Origin of the sequence: Loktanella sp. D2R18 (assembly GCF_003318235.1) — a bacterium.
Classification (GTDB): Bacteria; Pseudomonadota; Alphaproteobacteria; order Rhodobacterales; family Rhodobacteraceae; genus Yoonia.
Map to the genome: position 1 here is coordinate 31,312 of NZ_QOCG01000032.1, position 17,075 is coordinate 48,386.

A 17,075-nucleotide genomic window follows, 5' to 3' on the forward strand; every position below is an offset into this window, starting at 1 on the left:
TTGGTGAGAGAAACAACCGATGCAAGTTGCAGACATCCTCAAGCCGGACGCGGTGAAAACCATCGCGTCTTGCACCAGTAAAAAGCGGCTGTTTCACGACTTGGGCGAGATGGCGAACACAAGCTATGGTTTGAACCCAACCCATGTTATCGATGCTCTCATCGAACGCGAGGGGCTTGGACCAACCGGTGTCGGGCATGGTATCGCATTGCCCCATGCCCGCCTGCACGGCGTAAATGAAGTTCAGGGTATTTTTCTACGTCTTGAAAAGCCTTTGAACTTTGACTCTGTTGATCGCCAGCCCGTCGACCTTGTATTTTGCCTGATTGCACCTGAAAATGCAGGCGTTGAACACCTTAAAGCGCTTGCGTTGATATCACGTACCCTGCGTGATGACGCGATTTGCGCAAAACTGCGCGCGAATAGTGATGCCGCCACACTGCACACAATTTTGACCGCAGAGCAGTCGTCGCAAGCCGCTTAGGCCCAGTTTCCGAACCCAAACGCTGCGTAGTCACGCGCATAGGCAGCACGCGTGGCATCCTCGATCACCCCATCGTAGATCGCGACCAATCGGTTGTGGTGTTGATGAACGGTGCCACCCAGCAGCGGCATAGACTCAATTCCTACCTGTGCCGCAAGCACTGCAAGTTCGTCGCCAAGACTGTCTTCTCGACAAATCACGTCAGGGAGTGAAATCGTAGCGATGCCTTGCAAAAGGGAGAGCTGGCTAGACCAAGCTGGGTCAACCCGAATGGCCGTTTGCCCCCCCAGATTTTGACGCAAAAACTGCAGAAATCCCAAAAACGCTGCGCGATGCGCCGTGTTGCTATATGTATTCGTATCCGTTAGGTCCGGCAACGGCTCTGGAATCGGGAGTTTGTGAACCCTGCGCAAATTGGCGCGAATGCCGGGAAGACTTTCCGGTCCATCGGATAAAATACAGTCGCAAAACGCGGCATGTGCGCGGGCCACCGGATGCCGCAGCACGGTAAAACTACGGTAGCCGGCATGGGTTTCTTGCCATGTGCGCAATGTTTTTTGGGTAAACTTGCGACGCAATTCGCGTGGCCGCGTCGCTTCAACATCAGCGAGCCAGCGCCGCACCTCCCAGTCCGGCCCCGACCGTAACGGCATAAACAGAAGCCCCGCTTTGTCTGACGCGACATATGTTGGCACGGCCGCACCACGCCGTGGTTCAAAATTCGGGGTCCGCGATAGATCAAACCGATCCAACGGCCCAAGCGCCGCTTTCATCGTGTCAAAATTGCTCACGCGCTGATCAAGCGGCTCAGGGTTTTGTTTCTTCATCTTTTTATCAAGCCCATCAAGACGCGCATCAACGCCCAAAAATGCGGCTAAGCCGTTTAAGATTTCCACGTCGCGTAGGTCGTCATAACCAATATAGAATGCCGTTTGCCCGCTGGTCTGTAGCCTGCGTTGAATATCCAACTGAAACTCTTGCAGCCGCGCCAGTAGCGCCTCAAACTCTTCTGAATCAAAAGCAATTTGTAACGATTTTGCATTCGTCGCATTGGTCAGCTTCCATTGCCCCGTCGCCCGCGCGGATTTCCAGCTCACGTAGCTGTCCAGCGGGTTGCGCGTCAGAATAATCTTGGCACAGCGCGGGTCATCCATGCATATGGTTAATGCGCGCGGATCATGATTATGAAAGAATCGAAACCCAACTAAACCGTCATCCGCGACGATTTTTGTGATAAGTGCGGAGGGGTCCGCGTCACGATCATCTCGTGACATTCCAAGCAGATCATCCGTTTTGGGGTAACCGATAAACGCGGGGTTAAAGGCTTCTCCGTGGCAGGTTACCCCTTCCAGCGCGTTCAAATTCGCTTCAAGAAAATTGGACCCTGTCCGCATTTCCGCCAGGATAATGAAATAGTCAAATTTGGTCATTTGTGGCCAACTACATAAGATCGCGGTTCAGAAACCACAGTCGCCCGACGATGCATTTCTTCCGAAAGATGACCTGTCAAAAATGGGTGCATCCCTTGATTTTTGAGCTCTTGCAGAAACGCTGGCAAGCCGCCTAAATCAACCATTTCAGGAAGTTGCCCAAGCGCATGGGCCTTGTGTCCTCCGATTTGATCAACAAGCATTTGCAAGATATCGCGTGGGTTTTCAAGAAAATCCGCCAAAGTATAGATATGGATGCGCGCATGTGCGTCAGGCGCGCGTAGTGCGTTCAGAAATTGGTTTTCGCGACGCTGCAAACGCGCGGCTTCAGTCCTCACCTCCGCTGCAGACCGACCTGATAAGAACAATGGAATCGACCAAGCGCCAGAGATCACCCAAACGCGCGCGTTGGTATCATGTGCCAGAAACCATCGGATAGACTGTGTATCCGCAGGCCCAAACATAAAGCATTGATATTGATCACGCGTGGTCCACATCAAATTTGTTAAAAATCCTTGCGCATTGTAATCGCGCAAGCGCGCACTGTCAGACAGCGCGCCGCGAAACACCGCTGCACCATCTGCAAAATGGGCCTTATCCTTTGCATAAAGATGCCCGTGAACGGTTGCCTCGGTTTGCAGCGCAAGCCAGTTCTGAAAACCTGGAAACAGCGCGTCAAAGCCCTGCATTACCGAAAACGGCGCGGCAGCGATCCCGTTTGCCTTTTGCATATTCGGAAAACGGCTATGCATATATAGACCTGCCCGCCCGCGCGTACGGCGCTCAACCGCTTTGTCGAAAATGCGGTCCACTGTGCCCGTACTCGGCCTTACAGCACCCGCTGCCTTATCCGTCGCGCAGGGAAAACTTTCATAGAGCACCTGTGCATTTGGCCAAATTTTACGCGCGACAAAGCAACCAGAGCGTCGTAATATTTCTACGTGATCATCGTAAAAGATATGCGGCTTCCCCTGAAAATCGAATTTTGACAACGTCAGTGATCGACTTTGGATGCGTGCTGCATGTTTACGTGCAAGCGTTTGAAAATAGCTTTCGTCAGGGATCCAAACCCGTTGGAAATATCGGTCATATCTGCGCCGAAGTGGGTCGTTCAAAATCGCCTCAAGCGTCTTACGCGTCAGACACCACCACTGCGATCCCATATGTGGCACTAAACCCTTTGGGGTTCGCCGCTTGATCCCAATGATCTGCTGCAACCGAACATAGCCGTCAAACATCCGCCGCCGCCGTTTCCAAGCAAAAGGGAAACGCAGGGTAAATCGTTCACGATCAAGCCCACCGATCGTCCAAGGGACGTCAGCGGTCGTGGCGCTTTCGATGAAATCGGTTTGAGGGCTGGCATCCAAAAATGCGCGCAGTTCCGAGATTGGGCGAAGTGGCAGGCAGGAACCGGACGCCAAAAAGACGCGCCCCACTTGTTCAAACTCAGCCAACAAATGCTGCACGGCGTCTTGCGTGGCCGCAACCAGCCCCCACATGCCCCATTCGCAACGGTGACGCGTGCTAAACCGGACGTCAGCCAGATCATCCAAATTTGCAACAAAGCTATCATAGGTCGTGTCATCGACATTGCTATCGACATGTATCGCCACCGGACACCCGCCCTCAGACCAATGGCGCACCATCTGTTCTGCACGGTCAAAATCCGTATGTACCAATATGACGACACCTAAACTCATGCCCAGTTCCCCTTGGACATCAAGCCGAGCGCCTCAAGCTGGCGCCAGTTCAAATATTGTTCGCTCCACTGGCACCAGATTTCCGGATCGTTATCAGCACCGGCATAGGATTTATATTCTCGCCCAGCACCATAGTGTTCGGCGCGTTCCGCTTCTTGACTGGCGCGCGGGCCAAAGGTGTTCAGAAACTTTGCGTGCAACAATACCCCGGACGTTTTCTCACCCCCATTTTGCCCGTAAACAAGGTTTAGCCCGCGCGGCAAAAGCATGTGGGTAGAGCTGACATAGGTGAAATCACGATCCCATTTAACGAAGGGAATTTTGTTCAATGCCGGGGCTTGTCTGGGTTTTTCTGCAAAGAAAACGCGTGCGCGCGCCCCCCCTTGAATCCACAAATTGCGGTAAAAATCATTGCGCTTGAGCGTGTAATTTCCTGGATCAAACCAATTGGCAAGTTTGAACGGGTCCGCGCCGCGTTGGTAAACCGCGTCACTGACTTGCCCTTTTGGATACATATCCAGCATCATCGTGCCGAACGACCGGACTTCTGACGCTTCAAGCCAATCGGCCAAGGCCCGCACAGGCCGTGTATCGCAAAACGGGTAGACAAAAAATTCGTCGACATCGACAGTTAATACCCAGTGGCCATGCGCGTATTTCCCTTGCAAATAGGTTAACCAATCCATCCCAAAACGCGATTTACCATAGTGTGCATCCGTTTTCCAAAGCGACACATCCGGCTGACCTGCGACATACGCGTCGCCGCCATCATCGCTGCCGTTGTCGACCAAAAGAAAGTGGGTCACCCCCAGTTTGCGGTAATAGTCCAAGAAAAACGGCAGTCGGATATCTTCGTTTCGAAACGTACAGCATAGCAGGATATCAGATGGGGTAATTTGCGCTGTGCGATCTTGGATAGGGGTCAATTCACGACCTTTACGGCGCGCGCGTATTTTCCAACGTTTCCGCCGTAATCGCAGCCGATATGATGTCCAAACCCCCAAAATGTATCCCTCTCTAACGCCATTCACCCGGCGCAATCAGCCCAAGCTCAACGAGCTGTTCCCACCCTTTATAGGTCATAGACCTATCGGTCCACAAATCAGGGCCTGCAATCAAACCCTGATAATATTCCGCATAAAGCGCACTATTCTCGAAATGCTGCTGTCGATCCATTTCCTCGGACGAACGGGGTGCGATATCGGGCAGAAATTTGGTATGCAACAAGACGCCCGTCATCTTTGTCTTTGATGGCCAGTCGAACACCTGATTCAACCGTCGCGGCAGCATGTGATGGGTCGAAGTCACATAAACATTGCGCCAGTGCCATTTGACTAGTGGGGTTTTATTCAGGCTCGGCGCCCGATCTGGGTCAGCTTGGAAAAACACGCGGTCACGCACCCCGCCTTGAATCCATTGGTTGCCGAATACCGGATGCACCCGATGCCGATACCCCGATCCATCAAACCAGCCCAGCGCAGTAACAGGGTCTTGTCCTTGTTTATAAGATACATTGGTTAACGGCCCCTGAGGATACATATCCAACATCAACGCACCAAATGTGGGCAAACCTTGTGAATCGAGATGGGCCGTCAACGCTTGCAAATCGCGGCTGTCGCTTTGCGGATAGACCAGCAATTCATCAGCATCGACAGTCAAACACCAGTGATCCGATCCATATTGCCATTGCAGCCAACCTAACCAATCCATGCCAAACCGCGATAATTTGTAACTATGCGATGTGGTCCACAGAGAAACGTCAGATTGCTTGGCTAGAAAATCGGCCGTACCATCCGTGCTAGCGTTATCCACGATAAGAAAATGTGCGACGCCAAGCTTGCGGTAATAGTCCAAAAAATGCGGCAACCGCAGCATTTCATTGCGCACCGTCGAAAACGCCAGAATTGCACCGGGCGTGATCTGTTTAGTACGATTGGAACGCAGTTCAATCTGCTTGCGGTTGCGCCAAATGCGCAACAGAATGCGCCGCCGTTTCCAGCGCAAACGGTACGCTAACCATGCATCCGTGAACTTCGCGCGCAATCTTTCCCCTTGCTGCCTAAGCAGGCAATTTCAAATCTTTCAGGAACGTTGTTAACTCGTCACGCAGTTCAGGCCTGTTCAATGCAAATGACACCGTCGCTTGCAAAAATCCTGCCTTTGACCCGCAATCGAACCGCTCCCCTTCGAACTTAAACCCAAAGATGTCACGTCCAGTGGTCAGCTCATAAGCGATCGCGTCAGTGAGCTGGATTTCACCACCAGCACCGCGTTCGATCTTTTCAAAATTTTGCATAATACGTGGCGTCAAAATATAACGCCCAATCACAGCAAGATTTGATGGCGCCGTGCCGGGGGCAGGTTTTTCGACCATGCCTTTAACCTCAACAACCGATCCTTCGTCACTGATTACATCCAAAATTCCATAGGACGATGTTTTTTCTGGCGCGACTTCCATCGCAGCAACCATTGCACCGCCTGTGTCTTGATAGGCTTCGATCATCTGTTGCAGACAAGGTTTCTCTGCCGCGATCACATCATCAGGCAGGATAACCGCAAACGGTTCATCGCCAATCAATTTGCGCGCGCAAGACACAGCATGCCCGAGGCCAAGCGCCTTGTGCTGACGGATATAGGCAATCGCACCGCTGTCCATATTGGTGGCTTGCAAGGTTTCAAGCAGCTCTGTCTTGCCCGATTTGCGCAACGACGATGCCAATTCAGGAGAATGATCAAAATAATCTTCGAGCGCAGATTTCCCGCGTGACGTCACAAAAATAAAGTCTTCGATCCCCGCAGCCCGGGCCTCGTCAATCGCGTATTGGATCAACGGGCGATCCACCAAGGTCATAATTTCTTTGGGGACAGATTTGGTTGCGGGCAAAAACCGCGTTCCCATGCCAGCCACTGGAAAAATTGCTTTGGTTACTTTTCTTTTCATGTCCGTGCCTCTTTATTACTTACACTCAGCGTAGTGCCGATGGTCGTGGGCCTAAAGGGAATTTTTCTAGCTTTTATGCCCCAGCGGCTAAGCATCGCCCATTTCTTGCAACATTGCCTCAATAAGTGGCACATCTTCAGGATTGTTTAATTCCCAAAACTGACGACCCTTTCCCTCAACTTCGACGCAAAGCACGGGCGTACCGCGCTCCAAGAACCGGAGCTGTTCCAGACCTTCGAGCTGCTCGAGCGGCCCTGCGTCCCATGTCGGATAGGATAAAAGCGCATCGGGTCGGTAAGCGTAGACACCCACATGGTGAAACACAGGCGTTTCATCCGCATCCTCATAGGTCTTACCCGTATAGGGGATCACCTCTTTTGAGAAATAAAGCGCATTGTTACTCTTTCCAAACACGGCCGTGGTGCCCCCAACGCGACCGGCGCGGCGATCAGCCATAAAGCTGTTTAAGGCGCGCCCTTCGGTCCGTAAAACAGGCGTTGCCACGTCTGCTTGCGGGTTGGCACGTAGCCCAGCAACAAGATCTTCGACGAACCACGCAGGTGTTAGCGGCGCATCACCTTGTAAATTCACGACAATGTCGTAGCCGCCACCGATATTTGCGACCGCTTCGGCACAGCGTTCGGTCCCGTTTTGGCAATCAACCGATGTCATCACCACCTCGGCCCCAAAGTCGCGCGCAGCTTCCGCGATACGGTCATCGTCCGTCGCGATCACAACCCGATCGACACCTTTCACTTGCATCGCGGCATCCCAAGACCGGCGGATCAGCGTTTTCGCAATCCCATCAGCCCCGCGCAATTCAACAAGCGGCTTGCCAGGATAGCGGGTCGATGCATAGCGCGCTGGGACAACGATAAGGACAGGCATTATCCTTGCTCCAACGTGACACCCGGCGACAGCGCAATAAAGAATGGGTTTTCGAAAATAGGTTTGCCATAGGTCAGCGGCGTATGATCATCAAACCGCACCACCTGCCCGCCGGCCCCTGTCAGTACGGCATGCCCGGCAGCCGTGTCCCATTCCATCGTGCGACCAAGACGTGGATAAAGATCGGCCTCGCCCGTTGCGACCAGACAGAATTTCAACGATGACCCTGCGCTTTTCATGTCTTGGACATTGTATTTATTGATATAATCATCTGTCGCTTGATCCCGGTGGGATTTGGACGCAACGATCAAAAGCGCGCTATTGTCCGGCTTGGACACCTGCAAAGGCGCCGTTTCACCAACCATATCTTTCGCAAACACGCCAGTTTCCTCGACCGAAACGCCCGCCGCATCGGTATAAAACAGCCGCTCTTTGGCGGGAGCATAAACGATCCCGCGGACCGGGACGCCATCAACCACATAAGCAATGTTCACCGTAAAATCTCCGCGCCGTTTGATGAATTCTTTGGTCCCATCCAACGGGTCAACGATTAAAAACGTGCTAACGGATTGACCGTGCGAGTCTGACTGCTCCTCGGTCACAAGCGGCACATCAGGGAATGCCGCACGCAGGCCTGCGCTGATGATTGCATCGGCCGCTTCATCTGCTGCAGTTACCGGGCTTTCATCGCTTTTCGCGCGCACATCAAAATCATCGGCAGCGTAGATTTCCATAATCTTATCGCCCGCCAAAAGCGCGAGTTCCCGCATCACGGTGTTCAGTTTCTCAAAATCCATCGCGGGGGTCCTGTTTATTGAATAATTAGGGTGTGGCGGTTATGAAGGCTTGATCCAATGACGGCAAGCCAATCCTAGCGCAGGCACAGAGCGAAAGCATCACCATGTTTCAAACCCGCCGGAATGTGTCGACCTTAGGCAGCTTTTTCAGCAATCTCGACCTGATTTACGAAGTCACCGTGCGATCTGTGCGCGGTGGCCACAGAAATGCTGTCGTCGGCCTTGTTTTGACTATTTTACAAAGCCTTGTTTTGGTGGCCGTATTCTTGGTGATGTTCATGGTCGTCGGGGTGCGCAGTTGTCCGATACCGGGCGAAGATTTCCTGATCTACATCATGTCCGGCGTGATGCTGTTTCGTACACATGTCCAATCCGTTAAGGCGACCCAAGGGGCTAACGATGCATTGGCGCCGATGATGCTTTATGCGCCAATGAACCCGATTGTGACGATATGCGCATCAGCGCTTGCAACATTGTATCAACAGCTTTTGGCGATTTTGGTCGTCTTAACAGTCTACCATTGCGCAGTTACCCCGATCTATATCGACAATCCGATTGGCGCGATGGGAATGTTTTTGCTCGCGTGGTTTTCGGGATGCTGCATCGGGGTTCTATTTCTTGCCATTACGCCATGGTTTCCACGTACAATGGCCATTGTCGGGCAACTCTATCGCCGCATGAATATGATTGCTTCTGGTAAGATGTTTTTGGTAAACTCTCTGCCTGCAAGCATGATCGCGATGTTTGACTGGAACCCCTTGTTCCACATTATCGACCAAAACAAAGGCTTTGTTTTTCTGGATTATAACCCACATTTCACCACAATTTCTTACCCATTGCAGGTATCACTGGTCTTCTTGGTTCTCGGCATGATGGGCATGTTTTTCACGCGGCAACATGTTTCTGCCAGTTGGAGCATGGGGAAGTAGGGCGTTCGCCAACATCTCTTAACTTTCCCCGAACAAAAAACCGATTTTTTGTTGTTTTGTTGAGCCCAGAGCGCTTGCAGCCCCGATTATGCATCCCTATATACGCCTAGATCACTTGTTTAGGGGGGTTCCCCTGATCAACAGAACGTAACTGGTGCGGGTGCCGAAACGGGTTCGCGCTACTCAAACTGCCTAAAGTAAGGGATTTGAAAAATGGCCAAAGTTATTGGTATCGACCTCGGAACGACAAACTCTTGTATTGCCATCATGGATGGCTCTAAACCACGCGTGATTGAAAACGCCGAAGGTGCGCGCACAACGCCATCTATCGTTGCGTTCACCGACGACGAACGCCTTGTCGGTCAGCCTGCGAAACGTCAGGCCGTCACCAACCCAGAAAACACAATCTTTGCTGTGAAACGTTTGATTGGCCGTCGTTTTGACGATGCCGATCTGGCGAAAGAAAAGAAAAACATGCCGTTTGAAATCGTCAATGGCGGCAACGGCGATGCGTGGGTTGAATCCAAAGGTGAGAAATACTCCCCTAGCCAGATTTCTGCTTTCATTCTTGGTAAGATGAAAGAAACCGCCGAAAGCTACCTTGGCGAAGACGTCACACAAGCGGTTATCACCGTTCCTGCGTATTTCAACGACGCTCAGCGTCAGGCAACAAAAGACGCCGGCAAAATCGCGGGCCTCGAAGTGCTGCGCATCATCAACGAGCCAACAGCGGCTGCGCTGGCATATGGCCTTGATAAAGAAGACACACAAACAATCGCGGTCTATGACCTTGGCGGTGGTACATTCGATGTGACCATCCTCGAAATCGACGACGGCCTGTTCGAAGTGAAATCTACCAATGGTGACACATTCCTTGGTGGTGAAGACTTTGACATGCGCATCGTGAACTACCTCGCGGATGAGTTCAAAAAAGAGCACTCAGTCGATCTGACTCAAGACAAGATGGCGTTGCAGCGTCTTAAAGAAGCTGCGGAAAAAGCGAAAATCGAACTGTCTTCGTCTTCCAGCACCGAAATCAACCAACCGTTTATCTCTATGGGATCAAACGGCCAACCATTGCACATGGTCATGAAACTGACCCGCGCGAAACTGGAATCGCTTGTTCTGGACCTGATCAAAAACTCGATCAAACCATGTAAAGATGCGATCAAAGATGCTGGCCTGTCCGTTGGCGACATCGACGAAGTTGTTCTTGTGGGTGGTATGACCCGCATGCCGCGCGTCAAAGAAGAAGTCGGTAAGTTCTTTGGCAAAGAGCCGCACCAGGGTGTGAACCCGGATGAAGTTGTTGCCATGGGTGCCGCCATTCAGGCCGGCGTTCTGCAAGGCGACGTGAAAGACGTTGTTCTGCTCGACGTGACACCATTGTCATTGGGCATCGAAACATTGGGCGGTGTGTTCACACGTTTGATCGATCGCAACACAACGATCCCAACGAAAAAATCGCAGGTTTTCTCAACTGCCGAAGACAACCAAAACGCGGTGACCCTGCGTGTCTTCCAAGGTGAGCGTGAAATGGCCGCCGACAACAAAATGTTGGGCCAGTTCAACCTCGAAGAAATCCCACCCGCACCTCGCGGCCTGCCACAGATCGAAGTGACCTTTGACATCGACGCCAACGGCATCGTTGAAGTAGGCGCCAAAGACAAAGGTACCGGCAAGGAACAGAAAATCACGATCCAAGCCTCTGGTGGTCTGTCAGATGACGACATCGAAGCAATGGTGAAAGACGCGGAAGATAACGCCGAGGCCGATAAAGATCGCCGCGAGCTTATCGAGGCCAAGAACCAAGCCGAAAGCCTGATCCACTCGACCGAAAAGTCGATGGAAGAGCATTCTGACAAGGTCGATCCAACAACCATCGAAGCCATCGAATTGGCCATCGCTGCGTTGAAAGACGATCTTGAAGACGGCACCGCCGAAAAGATCAAATCGGGCATCCAGAACGTCACAGAATCTGCGATGAAACTGGGTGAAGCCATCTATAAATCCAGCCAAGAAGAGGCCGGAGAGGCCGAGCCCGACGCGCCAGCCGCCGATGAAGAAATTCTCGACGCTGACTTCGAAGATCTGGATGACGACAAGCGCGACAACTAAGCCAGCGCTGTCTTAGGAAAGAGGACCGGCCCACCACCGGGCCGGTCTTTTTCCATTCCCAAGGGGGAAATTATCATGGCAAAACGTGACTATTACGAGGTTCTTGGTGTCGCAAAAGGCGCCGATGCGGCGGCCATCAAAAAGGGCTATCGCCAAAAGGCGAAAGAATTGCACCCTGACCGCAATGCCGACGACCCGACCGCTGAAACCAAATTCAAAGAAGCCAACGAGGCTTACGAAGTCCTGAAAGACGCCGAGAAGAAAGCAGCTTATGACCGTTATGGTCACGCAGCCTTTGAAAACGGCATGGGCGGTGGAGGGCAGCGTCCGGGTGGCGGTCAAGGCGACTTTGGCAGCGCATTTTCGGATGTGTTCGACGACCTGTTCGGCGATTTTATGGGCGGCAACCGTGGCGGCGGTGGGCGTCGCGGCGGCGCACAACGTGGCAATGATCTACGCTACAACTTGCGCATTAGCCTCGAAGAAGCCTTTGCTGGCCTCACAAAAACGGTGAATGTCCCAACTGCGGTCAGCTGCGAGGTCTGCAGCGGCACGGGTGCCGAAGGTGGATCAGAACCCCAAACCTGCCCAACTTGTGCGGGCATGGGAAAGGTCCGCGCACAACAAGGTTTCTTTACCGTTGAACGCACCTGCCCAACCTGTTCTGGCATGGGGCAAACCATTAAGGACCCATGTAAAGCTTGTCATGGTCAGGGCCGCGTCGAGAAAGAAAAATCGCTTTCCGTCAACATTCCTGCTGGCGTCGAAACTGGCACGCGTATCCGTCTTGCTGGCGAAGGCGAAGCCGGAATGCGCGGCGGCCCGACTGGCGATCTTTACATCTTTATCGAGGTCAAAGATCACGCGCTGTTCGAACGCGAAGCCAATAACCTGTTCTGCCGCGTGCCGGTATCGATGGCGACCGCCGCTTTGGGTGGCGAAATCGAAGTGCCGACCATCGATGGTGGCCGTAGCCGCGTAAAAGTACCCGAAGGGTCGCAATCAGGGCGGCAAATGCGCTTGCGTAGCAAAGGGATGCCCGCCCTACGCGGGGCCGGTAGCGGCGACATGTTCATCGAACTCGCCGTTGAAACCCCTGTTAAACTGACGGCGCGCCAGCGTGAGCTTCTCAAAGAATTCGACGAGCTAAGCGAAGAAAACAACCCGCATGGGTCGAGCTTCTTTACCTCTGTCAAAAGCTTTTGGGACTCGATGAAAGGTTAAGATAAGGTCCCGGATCGTACCGGGGCCTTATTCACGCTTCATTAACCGATACCGGCGAACAATTGGGATATGTCCCATTTTGCCGAATCGCGCTCTCTTTTTGCTGACATTGATGACGTTGTGGTGCCCGCCAAGGCGCGCGCACCTTCCTATCTGCGCGACCACCGCAAACGGTTGCGCGATCGGTTCCTAAACGGCGGCGCGACAGCCATCCCCGACTATGAACTGCTTGAATTAATCCTCTTTCGTGCGATCCCACGCCAAGATGTGAAACCGTTGGCACACTTGCTGATTCAAACCTTCGGTGACTTTAATCGCGTCGTATCAGCGCCCGTAAGGCAACTGACGCAGGTCCGGGGCGTCGGCGAATCTGTAGCGACTGAATTGAAAATTGTCGAAGCAGCGGCGCACCGTCTTGCCCGCGCGAAAGTAATGCAACGCCATGTGGTATCCAGTTGGGACGCGTTGTTGAACTATTGCCACACGACAATGGCCCACCGCGATACAGAACAATTTCGCATCCTGTTTTTGGATACCAAGAACACAATTATTGCCGACGAAGAACAGGCAAAAGGCACGCTTGATCACGTGCCAGTCTATCCACGCGAGGTCGTCAAACGCGCGTTAGAGCTAAATGCAGCTGCATTGATATTGGTGCATAATCATCCTTCAGGTGATCCAACGCCATCGGCCGCCGATATCGACATGACCGCGCAGGTTAACCGCGCTGCGCAGGCGCTTGGCATCACACTGCATGATCATCTTATTGTTGGAAAGTCTTGCGAAACCAGCTTTCGTGCACAGGGGTATCTGGGCGCGGATGCTTAACGCACGAGACTTGTATAGGGCGCAATCGCATCCGGCAGCATAACGAATTCACCCGCTGAACTGCAGGCCGGCACCTGAATTGACACATCAATCGGCACCCATATTCGTCCTGAAACCACATGGATAAGTTGCGTACTAAACAAACGACCACAGTTTTGCAGGGTGACCATCAGGCCAACCGGCATCGTTACGGAAATATCAGCTCGATCAAAACGCGCCGGATACGAGTAAACTTCAGCCTGATAAGGAATATCAGCGGTGTGCGTCCCATGGCTTGTCACAAACCCATGCTGCCCCATCGTCGCCAGCTCCGCCGTATGGCTCGAGCCTGTCCAAATATGCCCCGGTTGGCCAATGCTTGCCCCAACCTCTAGCACGTGCAGTTGCAACTTATCGGCGCCACGCCATTGCAGAATTGTGCGGTCATATTGCGAAACATCCGGCGCGTAGATCGCCACACGCGCAAATTCAACGTTATCAAATAAGACAGATATCTGCGCGTCTTGTGCCATAATCGGGAGAGTGACTTCAGCGGTGCCCAATCCGTCTGTACGCGATGAGAACCGCAAGCTTTCATGCAAGATGACAAAATCTGCATTCAGGTGACATGGTGCCTGCACCGTCAAAAGCGCCATTTCGGCAGGTTTCTCGGTCGCTGAAAGCATCACTTTACAAGCATCTTCGATCGCGGGTACAGCCGAGATCGTACCCATTGCGGGCGCGGTTTCCTCTGTATTTGTCTCACGCACAAGCGCAACGTGTTGAACGTTTGAAATGTGGTCGACAAGCCTATGCGCATTTTCGGGCACGCCAAAAACCGAACTCGTTTGGCTGTTCGTCACAACTGTCACGGCCCGCGGTACAGCCGTGCGGGCCGGTGTGCTCGCTCCATCCGAGGGTGTTTCCCCAATTTGAACCAAAAACCCAAGACCAAGCGCGGCCGCAACTGTCGACAAAACCGTCCTATATGTGATCGTGCGCGCCATAGCGATTCCGTTAACCCTTCACAGTGGCAAACAGTCTAGCAGCGTCTGGCAACGGGTCTAAGCATTAATTCACGCAAAGCGACCGTGGCAATGCTTGAATTTTTTACCTGATCCACAGGGGCAATCGTCATTCCGCGAAGGATTACCCCATGTGGTCGTATCGTTTTCGTCAAAACTAGGGAGCGCATTACCCGTTGTGGCCGCCGCCACTGCGGCCGCCTGCTGCTGCTGCATTGCCTGCGCGATCATGGCCTCTTGTTCTTCTTTAGACATCGGGCGAATCCGCGACAATTGTTTTGTCACATCTGCGCGCAAACCATCCAAGAGACTTTCAAACAATTGGAAGCCTTCGGTTTTATATTCGTTCAACGGATCTCGCTGCGCGTATCCGCGAAAACCAACAACCGACCGCAAGTGGTTCAGCGTCAACAGATGCTCACGCCATTTACTATCGATCGTTTGCAGCAATATCTGTTTTTCAACACGGCGCATTGTTTCATCGCCAAAACTTTCTGTTTTTTCAGCCATGAATTTGTCGCAAGCGTCTTCAAGACGTTCAACAATGTCACCATCATCAACACCTTCTTCAGACACCCATTCTGCGACGGGTAAATCAAGCCCAAGCTGCTCTTTCACGGCCGTTTGCAACCCTTCTCCATCCCATTGATCTGCATAGCTTTTTGCAGGGATGTAGTCGCCGACCAGATCGTCTATCACCTGATCGCGCATATCTTTGGTAATGTCGGACAGGTCCGTTGCTTCCATGATATCGCGGCGCTGCGAAAAGATCGCTTTGCGCTGATCATTCATCACGTCATCGTATTTCAACAGCTGCTTACGGATGTCAAAGTTGCGCGCTTCGACCTTTGCCTGCGCGCGTTCCAGAGATTTATTGACCCAAGGGTGCACAATCGCTTCGCCGTCTTTCATACCCAATCCGGACAACACTTTATCAAGCCGTTCAGACCCGAAAATCCGCATCAGATCATCATCGAGCGAGAGGAAGAACGACGACCGCCCCGGATCACCCTGACGACCAGAACGGCCCCGCAGCTGGTTATCAATCCGGCGGCTTTCGTGGCGTTCTGTCGCCAAAACAAACAGCCCACCTGCATTTTTGACGGCTTTTTCATCAGTATCGTGAGCGGCTTCAATCTGTGCGCGGATCGCTGCGTGATCGCCCTCGGGATTGGCGGCGATAGCTTCCATGATCGCGAATTCGACGTTACCTCCCAGCTTAATGTCAGTCCCTCGACCCGCCATGTTGGTGGCGATAGTTACAGCGTTCAGACGGCCGGCGTCCGCAACAATCTGCGCTTCTTGTTCATGTTGGCGGGCGTTCAACACGTTGAATTTAATGCCTTCAGCACCGAGAAGTTGTGCAAGATGCTCTGACTTTTCAATCGAAGTCGTCCCAACCAAAATCGGTTGCCCAGTGGCATGTGCCTCTTTGATTTCTTTGACGACGCCTTCGAATTTTTCTTTGGCGGTGCGATAAACCTGATCATGTTCGTCAACCCGCGCAATCGGACGGTTGGTGGGCACTTCAACCACGCCAAGCCCGTAAATTTCCATGAATTCTTCGGCTTCCGTTGTCGCGGTCCCTGTCATGCCACCCAGTTTTTCGTATAGGCGGAAATAGTTCTGGAATGTGACCGACGCCAATGTGACGTTCTCGGGTTTGATCGCGACGCCTTCTTTGGCTTCAATCGCCTGATGCAACCCGTCAGACAGCCGGCGTCCATCCATCATCCGGCCCGTGAATTCATCAATTAAAACAACCTGGTTGTTGCGCACGATGTAGTTGTCATCACGCGTGAACAGCTTATGCGCTTTCAGCGCTTGGTTCACGTGGTGGACCAAGGTCGCACTTTCCGGATCGTATAGCGTTTGACCTTCAGGAAGCAGGCCCAATTCGGTCAATCGCGCTTCAAGGAAATCGTTACCCTCATCAGTGAATGTCGTCTGTTTGGTCTTTTCGTCCAGCGTATAGTGTTCTTCGAGAATTTCCGGAATGACCTTATCCATAGTCGCGTACATTTCGCTACGATCTTCGGCAGGGCCGGAAATGATCAGCGGTGTCCGTGCTTCATCGATCAGAATACTGTCGACCTCGTCCACAATCGCGAAATTGTGGGGGCGTTGGTACATCTGTGACAGCTCGGATTTCATGTTGTCGCGCAGATAATCAAAGCCAAGTTCGTTGTTCGTGGCATAGGTCACGTCACAGGCGTAGGCTTCTTTCTTTTCGTCATCCGGCTGATTGGGCACAACAACGCCAGTTTTCAGACCCAATGCACCGTAAACTTTGCTCATCCATTCAGCGTCGCGGCTGGCAAGATAATCGTTCACGGTCACGATGTGCACGCCTTTGCCTGTCAGCGCATTTAGATAGGCCGCAAATGTCGCCATAAGGGTTTTACCCTCACCGGTTTTCATCTCGGAAATGTTACCTTGATGCAGGAATATCCCGCCCATCAACTGCGTATCAAAGGCACGCAGGCCCAAAGAACGTTTGGCCGCTTCGCGACAGTTGGCAAAGGCTTCCGGCAGCAGTTTATCAAGGCTTTCGCCACTCATGGCGCGTTTTGCGAGCGCCTCTGTCTTGTTTTTGATGTCTTCGTCAGAAAGGGCTTCGAACTCAGGCTCAAGCGCGTTGATCTGCGCGACCAGCGGGCGAACAGCCTTCACTTTGCGGTCGTTGGCGGTACCAAACACCTTTTTGGTAATCGTTCCAATACCCAGCATAT

At 52.6% G+C, this 17,075-nt stretch carries 14 protein-coding genes; 5 read left to right on the forward strand and 9 right to left on the reverse strand.

All coding sequences use genetic code 11. The annotated features are described in order from the left end of the window. The first annotated feature begins 19 nt into the window (after positions 1-19). On the forward strand, positions 20-484 hold the full coding sequence (locus tag DS901_RS17525; protein WP_113778237.1) for a PTS sugar transporter subunit IIA: 465 nt from the start codon (positions 20-22) through the stop codon (positions 482-484). On the opposite strand, the gene DS901_RS17530 is transcribed toward DS901_RS17525, so the two are convergent. The 7 genes from DS901_RS17530 to cysQ form a co-directional block, all read right to left on the reverse strand. After that, positions 481-1,914, reverse strand: a complete 1,434-nt coding sequence (locus DS901_RS17530) for a sulfotransferase family 2 domain-containing protein (RefSeq protein ID WP_113778238.1) — start codon at positions 1,912-1,914, stop codon at positions 481-483. The genes DS901_RS17525 and DS901_RS17530 overlap by 4 nt on opposite strands. Then, complete coding sequence (locus tag DS901_RS17535; RefSeq protein ID WP_113778239.1) at positions 1,911-3,614, reverse strand: DUF5927 domain-containing protein; 1,704 nt, start codon at positions 3,612-3,614, stop codon at positions 1,911-1,913. Before DS901_RS17535 ends, DS901_RS17530 begins: the two co-directional genes overlap by 4 nt. Beyond that, entirely contained in the window at positions 3,611-4,594 is a 984-nt protein-coding gene (locus DS901_RS17540; protein WP_258546795.1) for a glycosyltransferase family 2 protein, read from the reverse strand. Before DS901_RS17540 ends, DS901_RS17535 begins: the two co-directional genes overlap by 4 nt. A gap of 37 nt (positions 4,595-4,631) precedes the next feature. After that, complete coding sequence (locus DS901_RS17545) at positions 4,632-5,657, reverse strand: glycosyltransferase family 2 protein (RefSeq protein ID WP_258546790.1); 1,026 nt, start codon at positions 5,655-5,657, stop codon at positions 4,632-4,634. 16 nt (positions 5,658-5,673) lie between these two features. Then, positions 5,674-6,555, reverse strand: coding sequence for a UTP--glucose-1-phosphate uridylyltransferase GalU (gene galU / locus DS901_RS17550; protein ID WP_113778241.1), 882 nt, complete (start codon positions 6,553-6,555; stop codon positions 5,674-5,676). An 87-nt stretch (positions 6,556-6,642) separates the two neighbouring features. Continuing rightward, positions 6,643-7,443 (reverse strand): 3-deoxy-manno-octulosonate cytidylyltransferase, encoded by an 801-nt coding sequence (locus tag DS901_RS17555; protein WP_113778242.1) that lies wholly within the window; start codon positions 7,441-7,443, stop codon positions 6,643-6,645. Continuing rightward, positions 7,443-8,240, reverse strand: coding sequence for a 3'(2'),5'-bisphosphate nucleotidase CysQ (cysQ, locus tag DS901_RS17560; RefSeq protein WP_113778243.1), 798 nt, complete (start codon positions 8,238-8,240; stop codon positions 7,443-7,445). Before cysQ ends, DS901_RS17555 begins: the two co-directional genes overlap by 1 nt. Positions 8,241-8,344: 104 nt before the next feature. Here cysQ and DS901_RS17565 point away from each other — a divergent pair, with 104 nt between their 5' ends. The 4 genes from DS901_RS17565 (at position 8,345) to radC (ending at position 13,339) form a co-directional block, all read left to right on the forward strand. After that, positions 8,345-9,169, forward strand: a complete 825-nt coding sequence (locus tag DS901_RS17565; protein ID WP_113778244.1) for an ABC transporter permease — start codon at positions 8,345-8,347, stop codon at positions 9,167-9,169. A gap of 213 nt (positions 9,170-9,382) precedes the next feature. Then, complete coding sequence (gene dnaK, locus DS901_RS17570) at positions 9,383-11,287, forward strand: molecular chaperone DnaK (RefSeq protein WP_113778245.1); 1,905 nt, start codon at positions 9,383-9,385, stop codon at positions 11,285-11,287. A 75-nt stretch (positions 11,288-11,362) separates the two neighbouring features. Further along, on the forward strand, positions 11,363-12,511 hold the full coding sequence (gene dnaJ / locus DS901_RS17575; RefSeq protein ID WP_113778246.1) for a molecular chaperone DnaJ: 1,149 nt from the start codon (positions 11,363-11,365) through the stop codon (positions 12,509-12,511). A 69-nt stretch (positions 12,512-12,580) separates the two neighbouring features. Further along, positions 12,581-13,339 carry a RadC family protein gene (radC, locus tag DS901_RS17580; protein WP_113778247.1) on the forward strand — a complete coding sequence of 253 codons (759 nt, stop codon included), beginning with the start codon at positions 12,581-12,583 and terminating at the stop codon, positions 13,337-13,339. Here radC and DS901_RS17585 read toward each other — a convergent pair. Both DS901_RS17585 and secA read right to left on the reverse strand, forming a co-directional pair. Beyond that, the gene (locus DS901_RS17585) at positions 13,336-14,325 is read right to left on the reverse strand and encodes a hypothetical protein (RefSeq protein WP_113778248.1); all 990 of its coding nucleotides are present in this window, start codon (positions 14,323-14,325) and stop codon (positions 13,336-13,338) included. The two genes, radC and DS901_RS17585, sit on opposite strands and share 4 nt — an antisense overlap. Positions 14,326-14,394: 69 nt before the next feature. Then, positions 14,395-17,073: a preprotein translocase subunit SecA gene (secA, locus tag DS901_RS17590; protein ID WP_113778406.1), complete on the reverse strand. Its 2,679-nt coding sequence runs from the start codon at positions 17,071-17,073 to the stop codon at positions 14,395-14,397. Positions 17,074-17,075 lie beyond the last annotated feature (2 nt).